This window comes from Polyangium jinanense, assembly GCF_028435265.1.
GTDB classification, from domain to species: domain Bacteria; phylum Myxococcota_A; class Polyangia; order Polyangiales; family Polyangiaceae; genus Polyangium; species Polyangium jinanense.
The window spans coordinates 930,055-944,996 of record NZ_JAGTJK010000001.1; the positions used below are offsets into that span (position 1 = coordinate 930,055).

A 14,942-nucleotide genomic window follows, 5' to 3' on the forward strand; every position below is an offset into this window, starting at 1 on the left:
AACCCCCTCTCCCGCGAGAGAGGGGGTTTGGGGGTGAGGTCTCACCGCCCGACGAACGTCGGCTTCGTCTTCGCCAGGAACGCCTTCATCCCCTCTCGCTGATCTTCCGATCCGAACAGCCCCGCGAACGCCTGCGCCTCGTGCTCGCACGCCGACGCGAGGTCGACGCCCTCGCCGTGCAGCATCACGCGCTTGGCCGCCGCCACCGCGAGCGGCCCGCGCGACGCGATCTTCTGCGCCGTCTCTCGCGCCTTCTGCACGAGCTCCGCCGCCGGATGCACCGCGTTCACGAGCCCGATCGCGAGCGCTTGCTCCGCGCTCACCATGTCGCCCGTGTACACGAGCTCCCGCGCGCGCGCCGCGCCGACGCGCCGGAGCAGCCGTTGCGTCCCGCCGAACCCCGGCATCACACCGAGCGTCACCTCCGGCAGCCCGAGCTTCGCGCCCTCGGCCGCGTAGATGAAGTCGCACGAAAGCGCGAGCTCCGAGCCCCCGCCGAGCGCGAATCCGTTCACCGCGGCGATCACCGGGAACGGCAGCGTCTCGATCCGATGACACAGCCGCTGCCCCGCGTCGGCGAACCGCTTCGCGGCCACCGGCGTCATCTCCGCCATTTCCCCGATGTCCGCGCCTGCCACGAACGCCTTGCCCGCGCCCGTCAGGATCGCCGCGCGCACCGCGTCTTCCCCAGCACCTTCGGTCGCGAGCGCCTCGAACACGCGAGCGAGCTCTGCCACGAGCTCTGCGTTCAGCGCGTTCAGTTTGCTGGGCCGGTTGATCGTGAGCGTCGCGATCGGGCCGGTCCGCTCTACCAGGACGAGGTCGGTATCCGTCATGGCGCCGCGTTACCAGGGCGCGGCCCCGGTGGGAAGCCGGGACGAGGCGTCGACGCGGTGTGCCGTAAGGGCAAAAAAAAGTCGCGCAGCGCACCGGTTGGGGGGGGCGGACCGGCACGCGCGCGACGAGTGAGAGTGTGACACCCGCGCGCTCCTTGTCGAGCGCAAGTGCGCGACTCGTGCACGGAATCGACGATCGACCGGGCCGATCCAACACGTCCGCATCGTCACGTCCTCGAGGAGGTGTCTCCGTCATGCGCAGGTCGTTGTGCCCGGGACTACTTGACGCAGAATGAGGAGACCGAGCGGGCAGAACCGAGAGGCGCACACCGATCGGACCGTGATGCATGGTCCCTCGGCGCGCCGGCCTCCAAACGAGCTTTGGGGCTCGACCGGAACGCAACCGATCTTGTCCCCGCGTGCGTCTCGGGGTGAAACTGCCGGGTATGGTCCTTACCAAGGCCGGTCTGAACCGGCTGCTCGCGGAAGTCCTGCCTCAAGACGCAGACGTCGAAGCGTTCGTCGCACAGAACTTCGGCACCATCGCCCGGCGCATCGCGCGCGGCGCCGATCGGGCCGGCAAGATCGCGCTCCTCGTGGACAACGCCGATCTCAAGGTTCTGCTCGACAAGATCTCCGGCGCGCGCCCGGTCGCCGTCGCTCGGAACGAGCACCTGCTCGCCGAGGACAAACGGGTCGCCGGAGTGCCGGTGCCCGACGCAGGACCCTGCGTGGGTCGGGACGCGCTCCTCGCCGAGCTCGCGGCGCACATCCATCGTGATGCGCCGAAGCCCGTGCTCCTCGTCGGCGACGCAGGCCTCGGCAAGACGACGCTCGCGCTCGCGCTCCTCCACGCGCCTGCCTCCGTCCAGCACTTCGGCGGCCGCAGGTACGTCGCGCATCTCGACACCACGGCCGACACCGAAGCGGCCGTCGTCGAGGTCAGCCGTGCGCTCGGCGTCACGCCCGAGGCGCCGCTCCTCAACCGTATCGCCGAGGCGCTCCGCCGCGCGCCGGCCCTGATCGTCCTCGACGATCTCGACGTACCCCTCGCGAAGGATCCCGCCAACGTGCGCGACCTTCTTCAAAAGCTCACGGCGATCCCCGGCGTCGCGGTCATCGCGACGGCGAGGTCTTCGTCCGCGCGGCCCGAGGGCTTCCACGTCGCTGCCGTCAAGCCCTTCGACGAGGCTTCTGCGCGGGAAGCGTTCCTCGCGGTCGCCGGCGACGCGCGCCGCTCCGACCCGGGCCTCTCCTTCGCGCTCACCGAGGCTGCGGGCAACCCCCTCGCGCTCACCTTGCTTGCGCGCGCGGCGGGGGATGGACCGCTCGACCTCGCGGTCCGCGCCTGGCACCAGAAGCAGAACGAGCTCCTCATGCGCGAGGACGGCCCCGAGTCGGCGAGCGCCATCGAGATCGCCGTCGCGCTCGCGCTCGCGAGCGGTCGCCTCTCGGACGAAGCGCGCCGCCTCGTCCCGCTCATCGCCGCGCTGCCGAACGGCGTCCGCGCCGACGACCTCGCGACCTTCGCCTCCTCTGGCACGGCCGACGCGGGCGTCGCGCTCGCGGCCCTCGGCCTCGCGCAGGATGCATCGGGGCGGTACCGCGTGCGTCGTGCCGTGCGTGAGGCTGTCGCCTCGCAGCGCCCTTCCGTCGAGGAGTCCGCGAAGGCCACGCAGCGCTACACCGGCCTCGCGCTCTCGAATGGCCCGAACGTCGGATGGCCGTCCGGTGAAGACAGCGCTGTGCGCCTCGCGGCGGACAGCGACAACATCGAGGCGATGATCCTGCGTGGCTTCGACGGCCCGCATCGCATCGCGTGCATCGACGCGTCCGTCGCGCTCGCCACGTTCATCGGCTCCTCGGGCCATGGCACGCCGCGTGTCGTCGAGCGTGCGCGCGACGCGGCTCGCGAGGGCGGCGACAAGCTCGGCGAGGCCGACTGCACGCAGGCGCTCGGCGACATCGCGCTCGCGCGTGGCGAGGTCGACGAGGCGCGCGCGCGTTACCTCGATGCGCTCCCGCTCTTCCACCAGGCGCGCGCGGGCCTCAGCATCGCGGCTTGCCTCATGCGCCTCGGCGACATCGCGCTCGAGCGCCACGAGTACGACGAGGCCAAGCTCCGCTACACCGACGCCACGCCGTTCTACCGGCACATCGGCGATCGGCTCGGCGAGGCCAACTGCTTGCGCAACCTCGCCGAGATCGCGGCCTTGCGCGACGAGTACGACGAGGCGCGCGCTCGCTTCAAGGAGGCGCTCCCGATCTACAACGACCTCGGCGACAAGGCGGCGAGCGCCCACTGCATGAAGGGCATCGCGGACATCGCCTTCCAGGGCACGCAGTACGACGAGGCGCGCGCGCTCTACCAGGAGGTCGGCCCGCTCCTCGAAGAGCTCGGCGATCGCCTCTCGATGGCGCAGTGCCTGCAGAACCTCGGCGACATCGCGTTCGCGCTCGGCGAGCACTCCGTGGCCGAGGGGCATTACCAGAAGGCACTGCCCATCTTGAAGGAGCTCGGCGACAAACTCGGCGAGGGCACGTGCCTCTCGACGCTCGGCGACGTCGCGCTCGCGTGCACGGAGATCGAGGACGCGCAGGCCTACTACCTCGCGGCGCTCCCGCTTCTCCGCGAAGTCGGCGAGAAGATGGGCGAGGCGAACTGCATCCAGAGCCTCGGCGACATCGCGCTCACGCAGTTCGAGCACGACGCGGCCCGGTCGCATTACGAGAACGCCCTCGGCCTCTTCACGGCGCTGAAGGACGATTACTCGATCGGCTGGACGCATTACCGCCTGGCCCAGGTCGCCGCGGACCCGGACATCTTCAAGAACCACCTCTACGCGGCGCGTGACGCCTGGCTGCGCATCAACCGCCGGGACCTCATCGACGACGTCAACACCGAGTTCCCGGGCATTCTCTAGCCTTCTCCAAAAAACGGATGTCGTGTCCTCCGCGCCCGGTATAGTGCCGGGCGCACGGAGGACCGATCATCCATGAACGTCGTCGTTACCGGAGCCACGGGGCACGTGGGCGCGAACCTCACGCGCGCGCTCGTCGAGCGCGGCGATCGCGTGCGTGTGCTTTATCGACATGCGCCGCCGCGCGCGCTCGACGGCGTCGATTGCGAGCGCATCACCGGCGACGTCCGCGACCCCGACACCGTCGATCGCGCCATCCGCGACGCCGAGCTCGTTTACCACTGCGCCGCCAAGATATCGCTCGAATCGGTCGACCCCGAGGTCGAGACCATCAACGTCGACGGCGTCCGCAACATCACGAACGCCTGCTTGCGCCACGGCGTCCGCAGGCTCGTGCATTTCAGCTCGATCCACGCCTTCGCCACCGAACCTGCGTCCGAGGTCCTCGACGAGAAGCGCCCGCTCATCACGGACCCTCGCCAGCCTCCGTACGACCGTTCCAAGGCCGCGGGCCATCGTGTCGTCCTCTCGGCCGTCGAGAAGGGCCTCGACGCTGTCGTCTTGCATCCCGCGGCTGTCCTCGGCCCGCACGATTACATGCCCTCGCGCATGGGCCGTGTCCTTCTATCGCTTGCGCGTGGCCGCATGCCTGGGCTCGTCGAGGGCGGCTTCTCGTGGGTCGACGTCCGTGACATCGTGGCAGCGGCCCTCGCGGCCGACACCCGCGGCCGCCGTGGGGAAAACTACCTCCTCTCCGGCCATTGGCTCAGCTTTGCGGAGCTCGCGGCGGTCGCGGGCGAGGTCACGGGCCGCCGCCCGCCGCTCCTTACCACGCCCATGTGGCTCGCGCGCGCCGTCGCCCCTGTTGCGGGGGGCCTTGCGAAGCTCCTCCGCGTCGACCCGCTCTTCAACAGCGTCTCTTTGCATGCGCTCCGCATTCACCGCTACACGAGCCACAAGAAGGCCGAGACCGAGCTCGGATTCACGCCGCGCTCCACGAAAGAGACCTTGGAGGGGACCTATGCGTGGTTCCGCGAGGTCGGCATGCTTCCCCGCTGATACATGGACGAGCCCACGTTCTATCGATTCCTCATCTGGGGATTCCTCGTCATCGCGGCCCTGATCTTCCCGGCGCTCTTTTTCATCACCGCCCCGTACGGCCGCCACGAAACGAAATCCTGGGGCCCCACGATCGACAATCGCCTCGGCTGGCTCCTCATGGAGTCGCCGTCGGTCCTCGTCTTTTTCGCGTGCTGGTATCTGGGCGGCTGCCCGACGGACCCGGCCTCGCTCGGGTTCCTCTTCCTCTGGCAGCTCCATTACGTCCACCGCGCCTTCATCTTCCCGTTTCGCATCAAGAGCGGCCCCAAGCGAATGCCGATCGCCATTGCCGCGGCGGCGTTCACGTTCACCTCGCTCAACGGCTATCTCAATGGCCGCTGGCTCTTCGGCTTTGCGGGCGCGGATCGTCATGGAAGCGCCTGGCTCTCGGATCCCCGCTTCTTCCTTGGCGCGGCCATCTTCCTCGCGGGATTCGCCATCAACCAGCAGGCCGACTGGATCCTCCTCCACCTGCGCAAGCCTGGCGAAACCGGCTACAAGATCCCGCGCGGCGGCTTTTACCGCTGGGTGAGCTGCCCCAATTATTTCGGCGAGATCATCGAATGGGTCGGTTTTGCGATCTGCACCTGGTCTCTGCCGGGCGTCGCGTTCGCGCTCTGGACGATCGCGAACCTCCTGCCGCGCGCCCGCTCCCACCACCGCTGGTACCGCGAAAAGTTCCCGGATTACCCGCCGGAGCGGAAGGCGCTCGTGCCGGGTCTATTCTGATCCGTACAGCCTCTTCGCATTCCCCCCGACAATCCCCGCGAGCTCTATCTCCCGCATTCCGAGCGCCGCGAGCCGCTTGATCTCCCGATCCCACGCATACGGCACGTTCGGAAAATCCGAACCGTAAAGCACCCGCTCCGGCCGGCAATGCAGAAGCCGTACCGGCGGCGGGCCCGTGAAGTATTCGGCCATCGTCATCGTCGTATCGAGCCAGAGATTGTCGTACCGTTCCATCAGCCGCTCGTACGCGTCGAACTCGTTGGCCCCGAGGTGCGGCACGCAGAGCTTCAAACCCGGATAGTCCGCGAGCACCCGCCCGACCCGCTCGGCCGAACAAATCTCGTACGTATCACACTTGTACGCCGGGCTCTTCGGCTCCCTGCCTGCGTGCACCACGAGCGGCTTGTTTGCCCGGACGCACGCCTCGTACACGTCGTGCAGCGACTCCTCGTCCGGCGAGAAGCATTGCACGTGGCAATGCAACTTCACGCCTTTCAGCCCCATCCCAAACGCCTCCGCCAGGATCTCCTTCGCGCCCGGCTCTCCGGGCAGCACCGTCGCGAGCCCGACGACCCGCGGCTCCTCCCGACAGAGCCCCGCCACGAATTGGTTCAGCGCCCGCGCCATTCCCGGCTTGTGCGCGTAATGCAGCGCCACGATCCGCGACACCCCGCGCGACAGCAAAAATTGCACCACCTCCCGCGCTTTGAGCTTGTACCGGATCGGCCATCCATACTGGTCGAACCAGCGCCAGAGCGCCTCGAACACCGGCTCCGGGAACACGTGCACGTGCGCGTCGATCACCTCGGGCAGCGACGACGACAGGCGCGCGCCTTCCTCGTCGTTCGCGGCGGGCAGCGGCGCCTGGTCGGCCGAGAGCCATCCTCCGAACGCCTCCCGGGACGGCGGCGCGTGATCGGCGAGGCAGGGCAGGGGACAGTCGTGCATGGCGACGCAGCATGCCTCAAACGCGCTCCGCGCGACAGCCCTCGCCCCGCCTGACGAGGGCGCGTTTTGCAGCGAGGACAACCTCGACCTCCCGCCATCCATCGTGCGAATCGGATCCCTTCATCTTGACCCCGCCCTCGCGCGGCCACACGATCCGGGCACGTCGAGGTGCGCCCCTTGGACTTCCTCCAATCTCTGTTCGTCTGGGCGAACCTCCCCTACGCCATCGTATTCGCCGTCGCGATCCTCTTCGCGCTGCTGCAAATGACCGGCGTCCTCGGCCTGCTCGTCGGCGGCTCCGATCACGACGCCGACGCGGATCACGACGCGGATGTCGACGCCGATCACGACGTCGATGCCGACGCCGATCACGACCACGATCACGACGCCGATCACGAGAACGACGCGAGCCTCGGCGGCAAGATCCTCGTCGACCTCGGCGCCGGCCGCATCCCGTTTTCAGTCCTCTGGCAGACCTTCGCCGTCACGTTCGGCATCACCGGCCTCGCGCTCAACACCCTTTATTTCGGCCGCGCCGGTGCCCTCGCGCCCTCGACCCTCGCGCTCAGCCTGCCCGCTTCGCTCCTCGTCGCCTACCTCGTCACGCGCTCTGCCTCGCGCCTCCTCGGCAAGGTCGTCGCGCCGTCAGGCGAGGAGGCCACGAGCCGCAGGAACCTCGTGGGCTGCTCGGGTGTCGTGATCAGTAGCCGCGTGACCAGCGAATTCGGCGAAATTCGTGCCAAGGACCGGGCGGGGCATTTCGTGCACGTCATCTGCCGCATTCGTGAGGGCGAACCCGTCATCGGGGCCGGCCGCGAGGTGGTCATCGTCGATTACGACAGCAGGGACGGTCGCATCTTCGTCGCGCCGCTCGACGACGACGACGCGCCTCCCGCGCCCGCGCTCCGCATCGCGGGCGATACGCGGGCGGAAACCGAAGCAGAGGCCGAAGCGGAGGCCTCGGAAAAGAATAATAAATCCAACGTTCGCCGCGCGCCCTGAGCGGGCGAGCGCGTTCTCCCTTGCCACGGCCCCCTGCGAGGCGGTCTCATCGATCGTCGCCCTCGCGGGCGGTGCTTTCTCCATACGGAGCATCCGAGCCATGCCTCAGCTCTTCCAGAAACCCGAGTTTCAGTTATTCGCCTTGGGGACGGTCGGCTTCCTGGTCCTCCTGGTCGCCTTCTTCGTCACCCTGGCGAAGTTTTATCGACGCTGCGGCGCGGACGAGGCCCTCGTCCGCACCGGCGCCGGCGGCAACAAGGTCGTGATCGGCGGCGGTATCACCGTCTATCCGATCCTCCACCAGCTCCTGCGCGTCTCGCTGCACTCGATCAAGCTCTCCGTCGAGCGCTCCGGCAAGAACGCCCTCGTCACGAAGGACAAGATCAAGGCCAACGTCACGACCGAGCTCTACATCAAGGTCGAGCCCATCGCCGAGGACGTCCTCGCCGCCGCGCGTTCGTTCGGCGAGCGAAACTTTGACGAGCAGGCCATCGGTGACCTCATCGAGGGCAAACTCACCGACGCCCTCCGGTCCGTCTCGGCAAACCAGACCTTCATGGAGCTGCACGGCCAGCGAAAGCAGTTCGCCGAGCACATCCAGAGCACGCTCTCCGACGAGCTCAAGAAAAACGGCCTCACGCTGGAGAACGTCTCGATCACCGCGCTCGCGATGGTCCCCGTGAAGGAGCTCGATCCGCAGGACGTCTTCGACGCCGAGGGCCTGCGCGCCATCACCGACAGCGTCCAGTCGAACGCCGAGCAGACCACCAAGATCCAGCGCGAAAAAGAGCTCGCCATCCAGCTCACGAACGCCGAGGCGAAAAAACGCGCCCTCACGATCGAGCAGGATCAGAAGCAGGCCGAGGCCGACCAGGCCCGCCGCGTCGCCGAATACGCCGCCACGCAGAAGGCCGAGACCGCGAAGGCCGTCTACGTCCAGGAGCAGGCGCAGGAGCTCGCCGCGCTCGAAAAACGCAAGGCCACCGAGACCGCGCGTATCCAGCAGGAGCAAGCGATCGCCGTCGCCGAGGCCGCGCGCCAGCGGGGCCAGCGTGAAGCGCAGATCGCCGCCGAGAAGGCGCAGCAGGCCGCCGAGATTGCCAAGCAGCGCGAGATCGAGGCCTCGATGATCGAGAAAGAGAAGGTCGTCCAGGCCGCCGAGGTCGATCGGCAAAAAGCCCTGGAAACCGCCTCGATCGACAAACAGAAGGCCGTCGAGAGCGCCGAGATCGTCAAGCAGCAGGCCGTCGAGACCGCGCGCATCGCCAAGCAAATCGCGGTCACGCAGAGCGAAGAGCAAGCCGCGCGCGCCGCTGCTCTGAAGGCCCAGGCCGAGGCCGAGCAACAGCAAGCGATGCAGGGGATCATCACGGTCGAGGAGACCGCGAAGGCGAACCGCGAAAAGGCGATCGCCGTCATCAAGAGCGAGGAGGACGCGCAACGCTCGCGCATCGCCGCCGAGCGCGAGGCCTTCAAGCTCAAGCTCGAAGCCGAGACGCAGGCCGCCGCGCTCAAGGCGCACGCCGAAGGCGAAGCCGCGGCCAAGCGCGCCGCCGCCGAGGGCGAGATCGCCCGCGCGCAGGGCCTCGCGCAGGCGCGCGAGCTCGATGCGCAGGCGAACGCGAACGTCATGCGCAAGGGCGCCGAGGCCGACGCCGATCGCGTCCGCATCTCGGCCGAGGCCAAGGCCCAGGCCGCCTCGCAGGAAGCGCAGGCCTTGATCGCCCTCGCCGAGGCCACGCGCAAGAAGGGCGAGGCCGAAGCCGAAGCCAAGCGCAGGCTCGTCGAGGCCGAGAACGCTGTCGCCACGAAGTTCCTCCTCCGCGACGTCGCCGTGAAGGCGCTCGACGTCCTGCCCGCCGTCACCCGCGAGCTCATGACCCCGGCCCGCGCCATCAGCGAGATCAAGGTCCTGCAGCTCCAGGGCACGAGCGGCTCTGCCGCGACAAACGGCGAGGGCGCCCCGAGCGCGCCCTTCGGCAACGTCGCTTCGCCGGTCCTCAAGACCATCCTCGAAGCGGGCGCCGCCTACCCGCTCCTCCGCGAGATGCTCGCATTCTCGCAGGTCGACGAGCGAGGCCTCGCGGACAAGGCCCGCGCCTTCCTCGGCACGCTCCCGGCCGAGCTCCGCGCTGTGATCGACAAGGACCCCGAGCTCGCGAAGAAACTCGACGACCTCGGCGTCGGCCGCGCCGCGCCCTCCGGCGCTGGCATTCAGGTCCACGAGATCGACCCTCCGACGATCCCGCCCGCGGCCCCGCTCCCTGGGGAATGATTCGATGACCACGCCTCGCCGAGACCCCGATGAAGCCGCGCTCACGGCTCTTGCGCAGATCGCGCGTGGCCTCGTCTCGACCCCGGGCGCGCAGGGCGGCGCGCTCGGGTATGGCACGTGGAAGCAGGGTTTTCGCGAGCTCGTCCAGCGGGATCCGCTGGACACGCTCCTCGTCTCCGTGCTTGGCGGCGCCTACCTCTTTTGGCTGGCCGAGAAGGACAAGAATCCGCGGTGCCGCACGTTCTGGGACGCCGCGGTGTTCGTCTCGACCTGCCTTTCGGTGGGATACGACAACAAGTTCGCGGCGACCGAATCCGGCAAGGCCCTCGCCACCTTCCTCATGACGTTTGGCCCGAGTGTCGCGGCGAACGCGTTCGCCCCGCCTGTCCCGGCGCAGCACAATTCTGGCGCGCCGCCTTCCAATGGGGCTGAAGCGCACGTGTCCGCCGCTACAGCGGAGTCACTCGCCCTCCAGAAAGCCATTCTCGCGCGCCTCGACGCGATCCTCGCCGAGCTCCAGGGCTCCCGTCCGTCACCCGATCGGAACGTGCGGGGCTGACAGGATTTCCGCTTTTGGCTATCATGTGGCCTTCGTCGAGGAGGACCGCCATGAGTCTTGCTGCAGCGCACGGAACCGGCCGTCATGCCATTGTCATTGGTGGTGGTATCGCTGGCCTCTCCACCGCGCGTGTGCTCACCGAGCATTTCGACCGTATCACCGTGCTCGAGCGCGACAAACCGCCGGGCGGCGCCGAGCACCGGGCCGGGGTCCCGCAGGCTCGGCACGTCCACATCCTGCTCGCGGGCGGTGAGCAGGCGCTGGAGGGGCTCTTCCCGGGCCTCCGCGAGGAGCTCACCGCGGCCGGGGCGCCGTGGGGCGACTATGCCGGCACAGCGCTCATCAATTTTCCCATCTTCCGCCTGCCGCACTCGACGAGCGGCGTCGAGGTCAGCTTCGCGAGCCGTCCGTTCCGGGAGTACACGATGCGGTGTCGGCTCGAGCGTGGCGGCCGGGTCGAGTTTCGTAATGGCGTCCAGGTGAAGGGCCTCGTCGCCGAGGGCCACGGGGTCTCGGGCGTGAAGGTTCGCGACAGCCGCGGGGAGGACGTCCTGCGGGCCGACTTCGTGGTCGCGGCGTGCGGCCGCGAGGGCCGGGTGGACGAGTGGCTCGCGGAGCTCGGCTATCCGACGCCGCGCGAGGAGACGGTCGACGCGGCCCTGTCTTATGCGACCCGCTGGTATCGTGGTCCTCGCAGCCTCTCGCGGTACAATCTCGTGGTGGACCTCCCGACCCCCCCGGATCTGCCGCGGGGCGGAGGCTACATGTCGTGCGAGGACGGCAAGTGGTTCGTCACGCTGATGGGCATCGCGGGCGAACGCGCGCCGCTCGACGAAGAGGGATTCCACGCCTGGATCCGCAACCTGCGATTCCCCGAGGTCTGGGATCTCGTGCAGAAAGCCGAGCCGGCCTCGCCAATCTACGGCTCGGCGAAGGGGGAGAACCGCCACCGCCATTTCGAGGAGCTGAAGCGTTTCCCGGACCGCTTCGTGGCGCTCGGCGACGTGGTCGCCTCGTTCAACCCGATGTACGGCCAGGGCATGTCGATGGCGGTGCTCGGCGCGCTGGAGCTCGGCGCCTGCCTTTCGGAGCAACGCGAGCGCATCGGCGGCCCGAGCCTCGCGGGTTTGTCGCGCCGATTCCAGCGACGCCTCGAGCGGGTCGTGCGCTCGGTGTGGGGAATGGCGATCTCCGAGGATTTCCGCTGGTCGGCGACGCGGGGCGAGCGCCCCGGGGGGCTCAGCCGGGTGGTGGGGAAGTACATGGACGAGCTCATGAATACCATCCCGGATGACGAACTGGTGTTCCAGAGGTTCGTCCGGGTGCAGCACTTGCTTGATCCGGTATCGTCGCTGCTCGCGCCGGACGTGGCGCGACGGGTGATCGAGCGGGCGACGCGGCCCGTGCGGACTTCCGTGCGCGAGGTGGTGGGGGGGCTCGTGGGAGGGGCGGGGTAGGGCAGGCTGCCTGCCCCTGAATCAGCCTTTCCGCACCAAAAACCCCGCCACGAAATACCCATCCGTCCCCTGCACGTGCGGCAGGAGCCGGAAGCTCGTTGCCCCCTCGCCCAGAATCTCCCGCGGAAGCTCCGCCTCGATCGGCAGTTTTTCCAGCCGAACCGCCATCCCCGGCGTTTCCCCGACGAGCCGCTCGACCACCTCTTCGGCCTCCTCCCGCAGCACGCTGCACACCGCGAAGACCAGCCGCCCCCCGTCCTTCACCCGCGTCGCCGCGTTCCGCACGATCGCAGTCTGCAGCTCCGACAAACGTTTCACGTCCTCCGCCGTCCGCCGAAGCGCAATCTCTGGCCGCCTCCGCAGCGTCCCCACGCCCGAACACGGCGCGTCCACCAGCACCCGATCGTAATCCTCCGGCACCTCCGCGAACGCCCCTGTCCGCGCCGCCCAGTCGACCGCGTACGCCGCCCGCGCCCCTCGCCCCGCCGGACCCTCCTTCAATCGCTCGAGCTTCGCGGCGTACAGATCCGCCGCGTCCACCGCGCCCTCGGGGCCCACCTCGTCCGCGAGCAGCCACGTCTTGTTTCCGCGCCCCGCGCAGGCGTCGAGCACCCGCTCGCCTCGCCGCGCCCCGAGCGCGAGCGCCACCACCTGCGCCCCTTCTTCCTGCACGATCCACGCGGTTCCCGCGCCCGGCAATCGCCGCACGTCCCCGGCGCCGCGCACCAGGATCGCTCGCGGCGAGGCGTGTCCTTCCTCGAATGTGCCGTCCGGACAAACCTCACGCAATCGCGCGACCCACGCCGCCCGATCCTCCGACAGCGCGAGCGACAAACCCAGCGGCGGCGGCACCGGGCCTGCGGCGAGATAGGCCTCCGCCGCGCTCCGCCCGAGCGACCGACGCAGCGATCCTCGGAGCCATCCGGGTGCCGACGCGCTCGCCGCCTCGATCAGCAAGGGCCGCCCCTTCGCCTCGACCTCCGCCGACAGCTTCCGCAAAATCGCATTCGCGAACGACCCCGTCCGCACGTCCCCTTCCGCGCGGATCGCCCCCACCGCCTCGTTCACCGCGGCGAACGCCGGCACCCGATCCAGAAAGCAGATCGTATACGCCGCCATGAGCACGTGCGCCCGCGCGATGGGCGACGGCAGGTCGAGCTTGCCTTTGGGCGTCAAGGCCGAAAGCCTCGCGACGAGCGCCGCTTCCGTACGCAAAACCCCGTACACGAGCTCGGTTGCGAGCCCCGCGTCGCGCGGATCCATTTCGGAATGCCGCCCGAGCTCGGCGTCGAGCGCCGCGGCTGCGAACGCCTCCGTGCTCCACACCCGCGCGAGCACGCGGGCCGCGATGATCCTCGCTTCGCTAATCAACGAGCTCCCTCAACTGCCCTTGGATCACGTCCCACCGCCGCTCCACGTCATTCTTGAACGCCACCCCCATCAATGCAAAGAGCACGAGCAGGCCCACGAGGCTCGCGATCTCCCGCACCCGGAGCGGCAGAGGCCGCCGTGACACCGCCTCGAACAGGAAAAACAGGAGATGACCGCCGTCGAGCACCGGGATCGGCAAGAGATTCACGAGCCCGAGGTTGATGGAAATCACGGCCATCGCCCACACGAAATAGGAGACGCCCTTCGAGCCCTCCTCGCCGACCACGTCGTACACCGTGATCGGCCCGCCCAGCGTCGAGATGCTCACCTTGCCTTCGGCGATCCGCACGATTCCCACCACGATGAACCGGATCACGTCGTACGTCTCGTCGAGCGCGCTCCGGAGCGCGAAAGGCAAGAGCGACGCGTGTTCCACGTACGCCTCCGGCACCACTGGCGACCAGTTCGACGCCCGCACGAAATACCGCGGCCGGTGCTGCCCGTATTCGTCGATCCAGTCCTCGCGCCGCAGAAGAATCGTCCCGCTCTTCTTCACGCCGCCGCGGAGCCACGTCACCGTGTGCGGACGATCCGGCGAAGCGAGCAGCCGTTCGAGGAACGTCGCCCAGGCCGTCACCGTGGTTTGGTCCACCTCCACGATACGATCCCCGGGCCGCATGTCGGCGTTCCATTCCGCCGAACCCTCGGCCACGTCGAATACGTAAAGGTCCGCCGATTCGAGCCCCGTGCGCTCCTCCAGATCGCCGTGCCCGCTCGCTTCCGGCGTCAGCGCCGCCACGCCCGACTCGTACACGGCCATGTCCGCGAGCCCGCCGAACGCGCGCGGCACCTTCACCGGCCGCAAATACGTCACCGGCACCGTCTCGCCGTGATTCTCGGACAGCGCCGTTTCGAGATCCGCGAATGTCTTCACCGGCCGGCCTCGCACCTCGGTCACGAGGTCGAACGTCCGGAGCCCTGCGCGATACGCCGGCGAATCCGGCCGCGAGATGCCCACGACGGCCGCGGGCCGGCTCGGCTTGATGCCGATTTCGCCGACCTTCTCCACGATGTCGAGCGGTTTCCGGACGACCTTCTCCTCCGGCACCACCACGACCTCGACGTGCTCGTTGTTGCGGAACACCTTGAGCCGCAGCTCTTTGCCGGGGCTCTCGCCGATGATCCGCGCGAGCTCGGCGAACGTCGAGATTCGCTCGCCGTCCACCTCGAGCACCCGATCGCCCGGCACGAGTTTTCCCTCCGCCGGGTGTCCGGGCAAAACGAAGCCGACCGTGGGGGGTGAGAATCGTGTCTCCCCGACGAAAACGGAGAAATACAGGAGGACCGGGAACAGGATGTTCATCGCCGGGCCCGCGATGACGATGATCACCCTTTTCCAGAGCGCCTGCGCCTCGAACGTACGCTTGCGATCCTCGGGCAGCACCGGCTCCTGCCGGTTCTCCTCGAGCATCTTCACGAAGCCGCCGAGGGGCAAGAGCCCCACGCAATACTCCGTCTCTCGTCCTCGAAACCGGAGCACCTTCGGCCCGAAACCCATCGAGAACGTGAGCACCTTCACGCCGAAGATCTTCGCCCACACGAAGTGGCCGAGCTCGTGCACGAAGATGAGCACGGAGCAGAGAAGCGCGAAGTAGAGCAGATCCACGGCTGGCGTATCTCTACGCGAGATCCCGCCGGGGCGCCAAGGACAAAACCGCGCCCAGGACGCTCTTTCCGCTCACA

General features: G+C 68.5%; 11 protein-coding genes. 7 read left to right on the top strand and 4 right to left on the bottom strand.

From position 1 onward, the window contains the following. Nucleotides 1-41 precede the first annotated feature (41 nt). Nucleotides 42-836 carry an enoyl-CoA hydratase/isomerase family protein gene (locus KEG38_RS03800; protein WP_272417603.1) on the bottom strand — a complete coding sequence of 265 codons (795 nt, stop codon included), beginning with the start codon at nucleotides 834-836 and terminating at the stop codon, nucleotides 42-44. 446 nt (nucleotides 837-1,282) lie between these two features. Here KEG38_RS03800 and KEG38_RS03805 point away from each other — a divergent pair, with 446 nt between their 5' ends. The 3 genes from KEG38_RS03805 to KEG38_RS03815 all read left to right on the top strand — a co-directional run bounded on the left by KEG38_RS03805 (nucleotide 1,283) and on the right by KEG38_RS03815 (nucleotide 5,587). Continuing rightward, a complete protein-coding gene (locus tag KEG38_RS03805) occupies nucleotides 1,283-3,760 on the top strand; it encodes a tetratricopeptide repeat protein (RefSeq protein WP_272417604.1) in 2,478 nt (825 codons plus the stop codon). 72 nt (nucleotides 3,761-3,832) lie between these two features. Next, on the top strand, nucleotides 3,833-4,816 hold the full coding sequence (locus KEG38_RS03810; protein WP_272417606.1) for an NAD-dependent epimerase/dehydratase family protein: 984 nt from the start codon (nucleotides 3,833-3,835) through the stop codon (nucleotides 4,814-4,816). A gap of 3 nt (nucleotides 4,817-4,819) precedes the next feature. Continuing rightward, nucleotides 4,820-5,587: a DUF1295 domain-containing protein gene (locus KEG38_RS03815; protein WP_272417607.1), complete on the top strand. Its 768-nt coding sequence runs from the start codon at nucleotides 4,820-4,822 to the stop codon at nucleotides 5,585-5,587. On the opposite strand, the gene KEG38_RS03820 is transcribed toward KEG38_RS03815, so the two are convergent. Then, nucleotides 5,579-6,535, bottom strand: coding sequence for an amidohydrolase family protein (locus KEG38_RS03820; RefSeq protein ID WP_272417608.1), 957 nt, complete (start codon nucleotides 6,533-6,535; stop codon nucleotides 5,579-5,581). The two genes, KEG38_RS03815 and KEG38_RS03820, sit on opposite strands and share 9 nt — an antisense overlap. A gap of 177 nt (nucleotides 6,536-6,712) precedes the next feature. Here KEG38_RS03820 and KEG38_RS03825 point away from each other — a divergent pair, with 177 nt between their 5' ends. From KEG38_RS03825 to KEG38_RS03840, 4 genes are all read left to right on the top strand, one after another. After that, nucleotides 6,713-7,537, top strand: a complete 825-nt coding sequence (locus KEG38_RS03825) for an OB-fold-containig protein (protein ID WP_272417609.1) — start codon at nucleotides 6,713-6,715, stop codon at nucleotides 7,535-7,537. 100 nt (nucleotides 7,538-7,637) lie between these two features. Beyond that, nucleotides 7,638-9,812 (top strand): flotillin domain-containing protein, encoded by a 2,175-nt coding sequence (locus KEG38_RS03830; RefSeq protein WP_272417610.1) that lies wholly within the window; start codon nucleotides 7,638-7,640, stop codon nucleotides 9,810-9,812. Nucleotides 9,813-9,816: 4 nt separating this feature from the next. Beyond that, entirely contained in the window at nucleotides 9,817-10,371 is a 555-nt protein-coding gene (locus KEG38_RS03835; RefSeq protein WP_272417611.1) for a hypothetical protein, read from the top strand. A 50-nt stretch (nucleotides 10,372-10,421) separates the two neighbouring features. Then, nucleotides 10,422-11,828, top strand: coding sequence for an FAD-dependent oxidoreductase (locus tag KEG38_RS03840; protein WP_272417612.1), 1,407 nt, complete (start codon nucleotides 10,422-10,424; stop codon nucleotides 11,826-11,828). Between the two features lie 21 nt (nucleotides 11,829-11,849). On the opposite strand, the gene KEG38_RS03845 is transcribed toward KEG38_RS03840, so the two are convergent. Together KEG38_RS03845 and rseP are read right to left on the bottom strand one after the other, a co-directional pair. After that, nucleotides 11,850-13,199, bottom strand: coding sequence for an RsmB/NOP family class I SAM-dependent RNA methyltransferase (locus KEG38_RS03845; RefSeq protein ID WP_272417613.1), 1,350 nt, complete (start codon nucleotides 13,197-13,199; stop codon nucleotides 11,850-11,852). Beyond that, nucleotides 13,192-14,865, bottom strand: a complete 1,674-nt coding sequence (rseP, locus tag KEG38_RS03850) for an RIP metalloprotease RseP (protein WP_272417614.1) — start codon at nucleotides 14,863-14,865, stop codon at nucleotides 13,192-13,194. The genes KEG38_RS03845 and rseP overlap by 8 nt, the downstream gene beginning before the upstream one ends. Nucleotides 14,866-14,942: the final 77 nt, after the last annotated feature.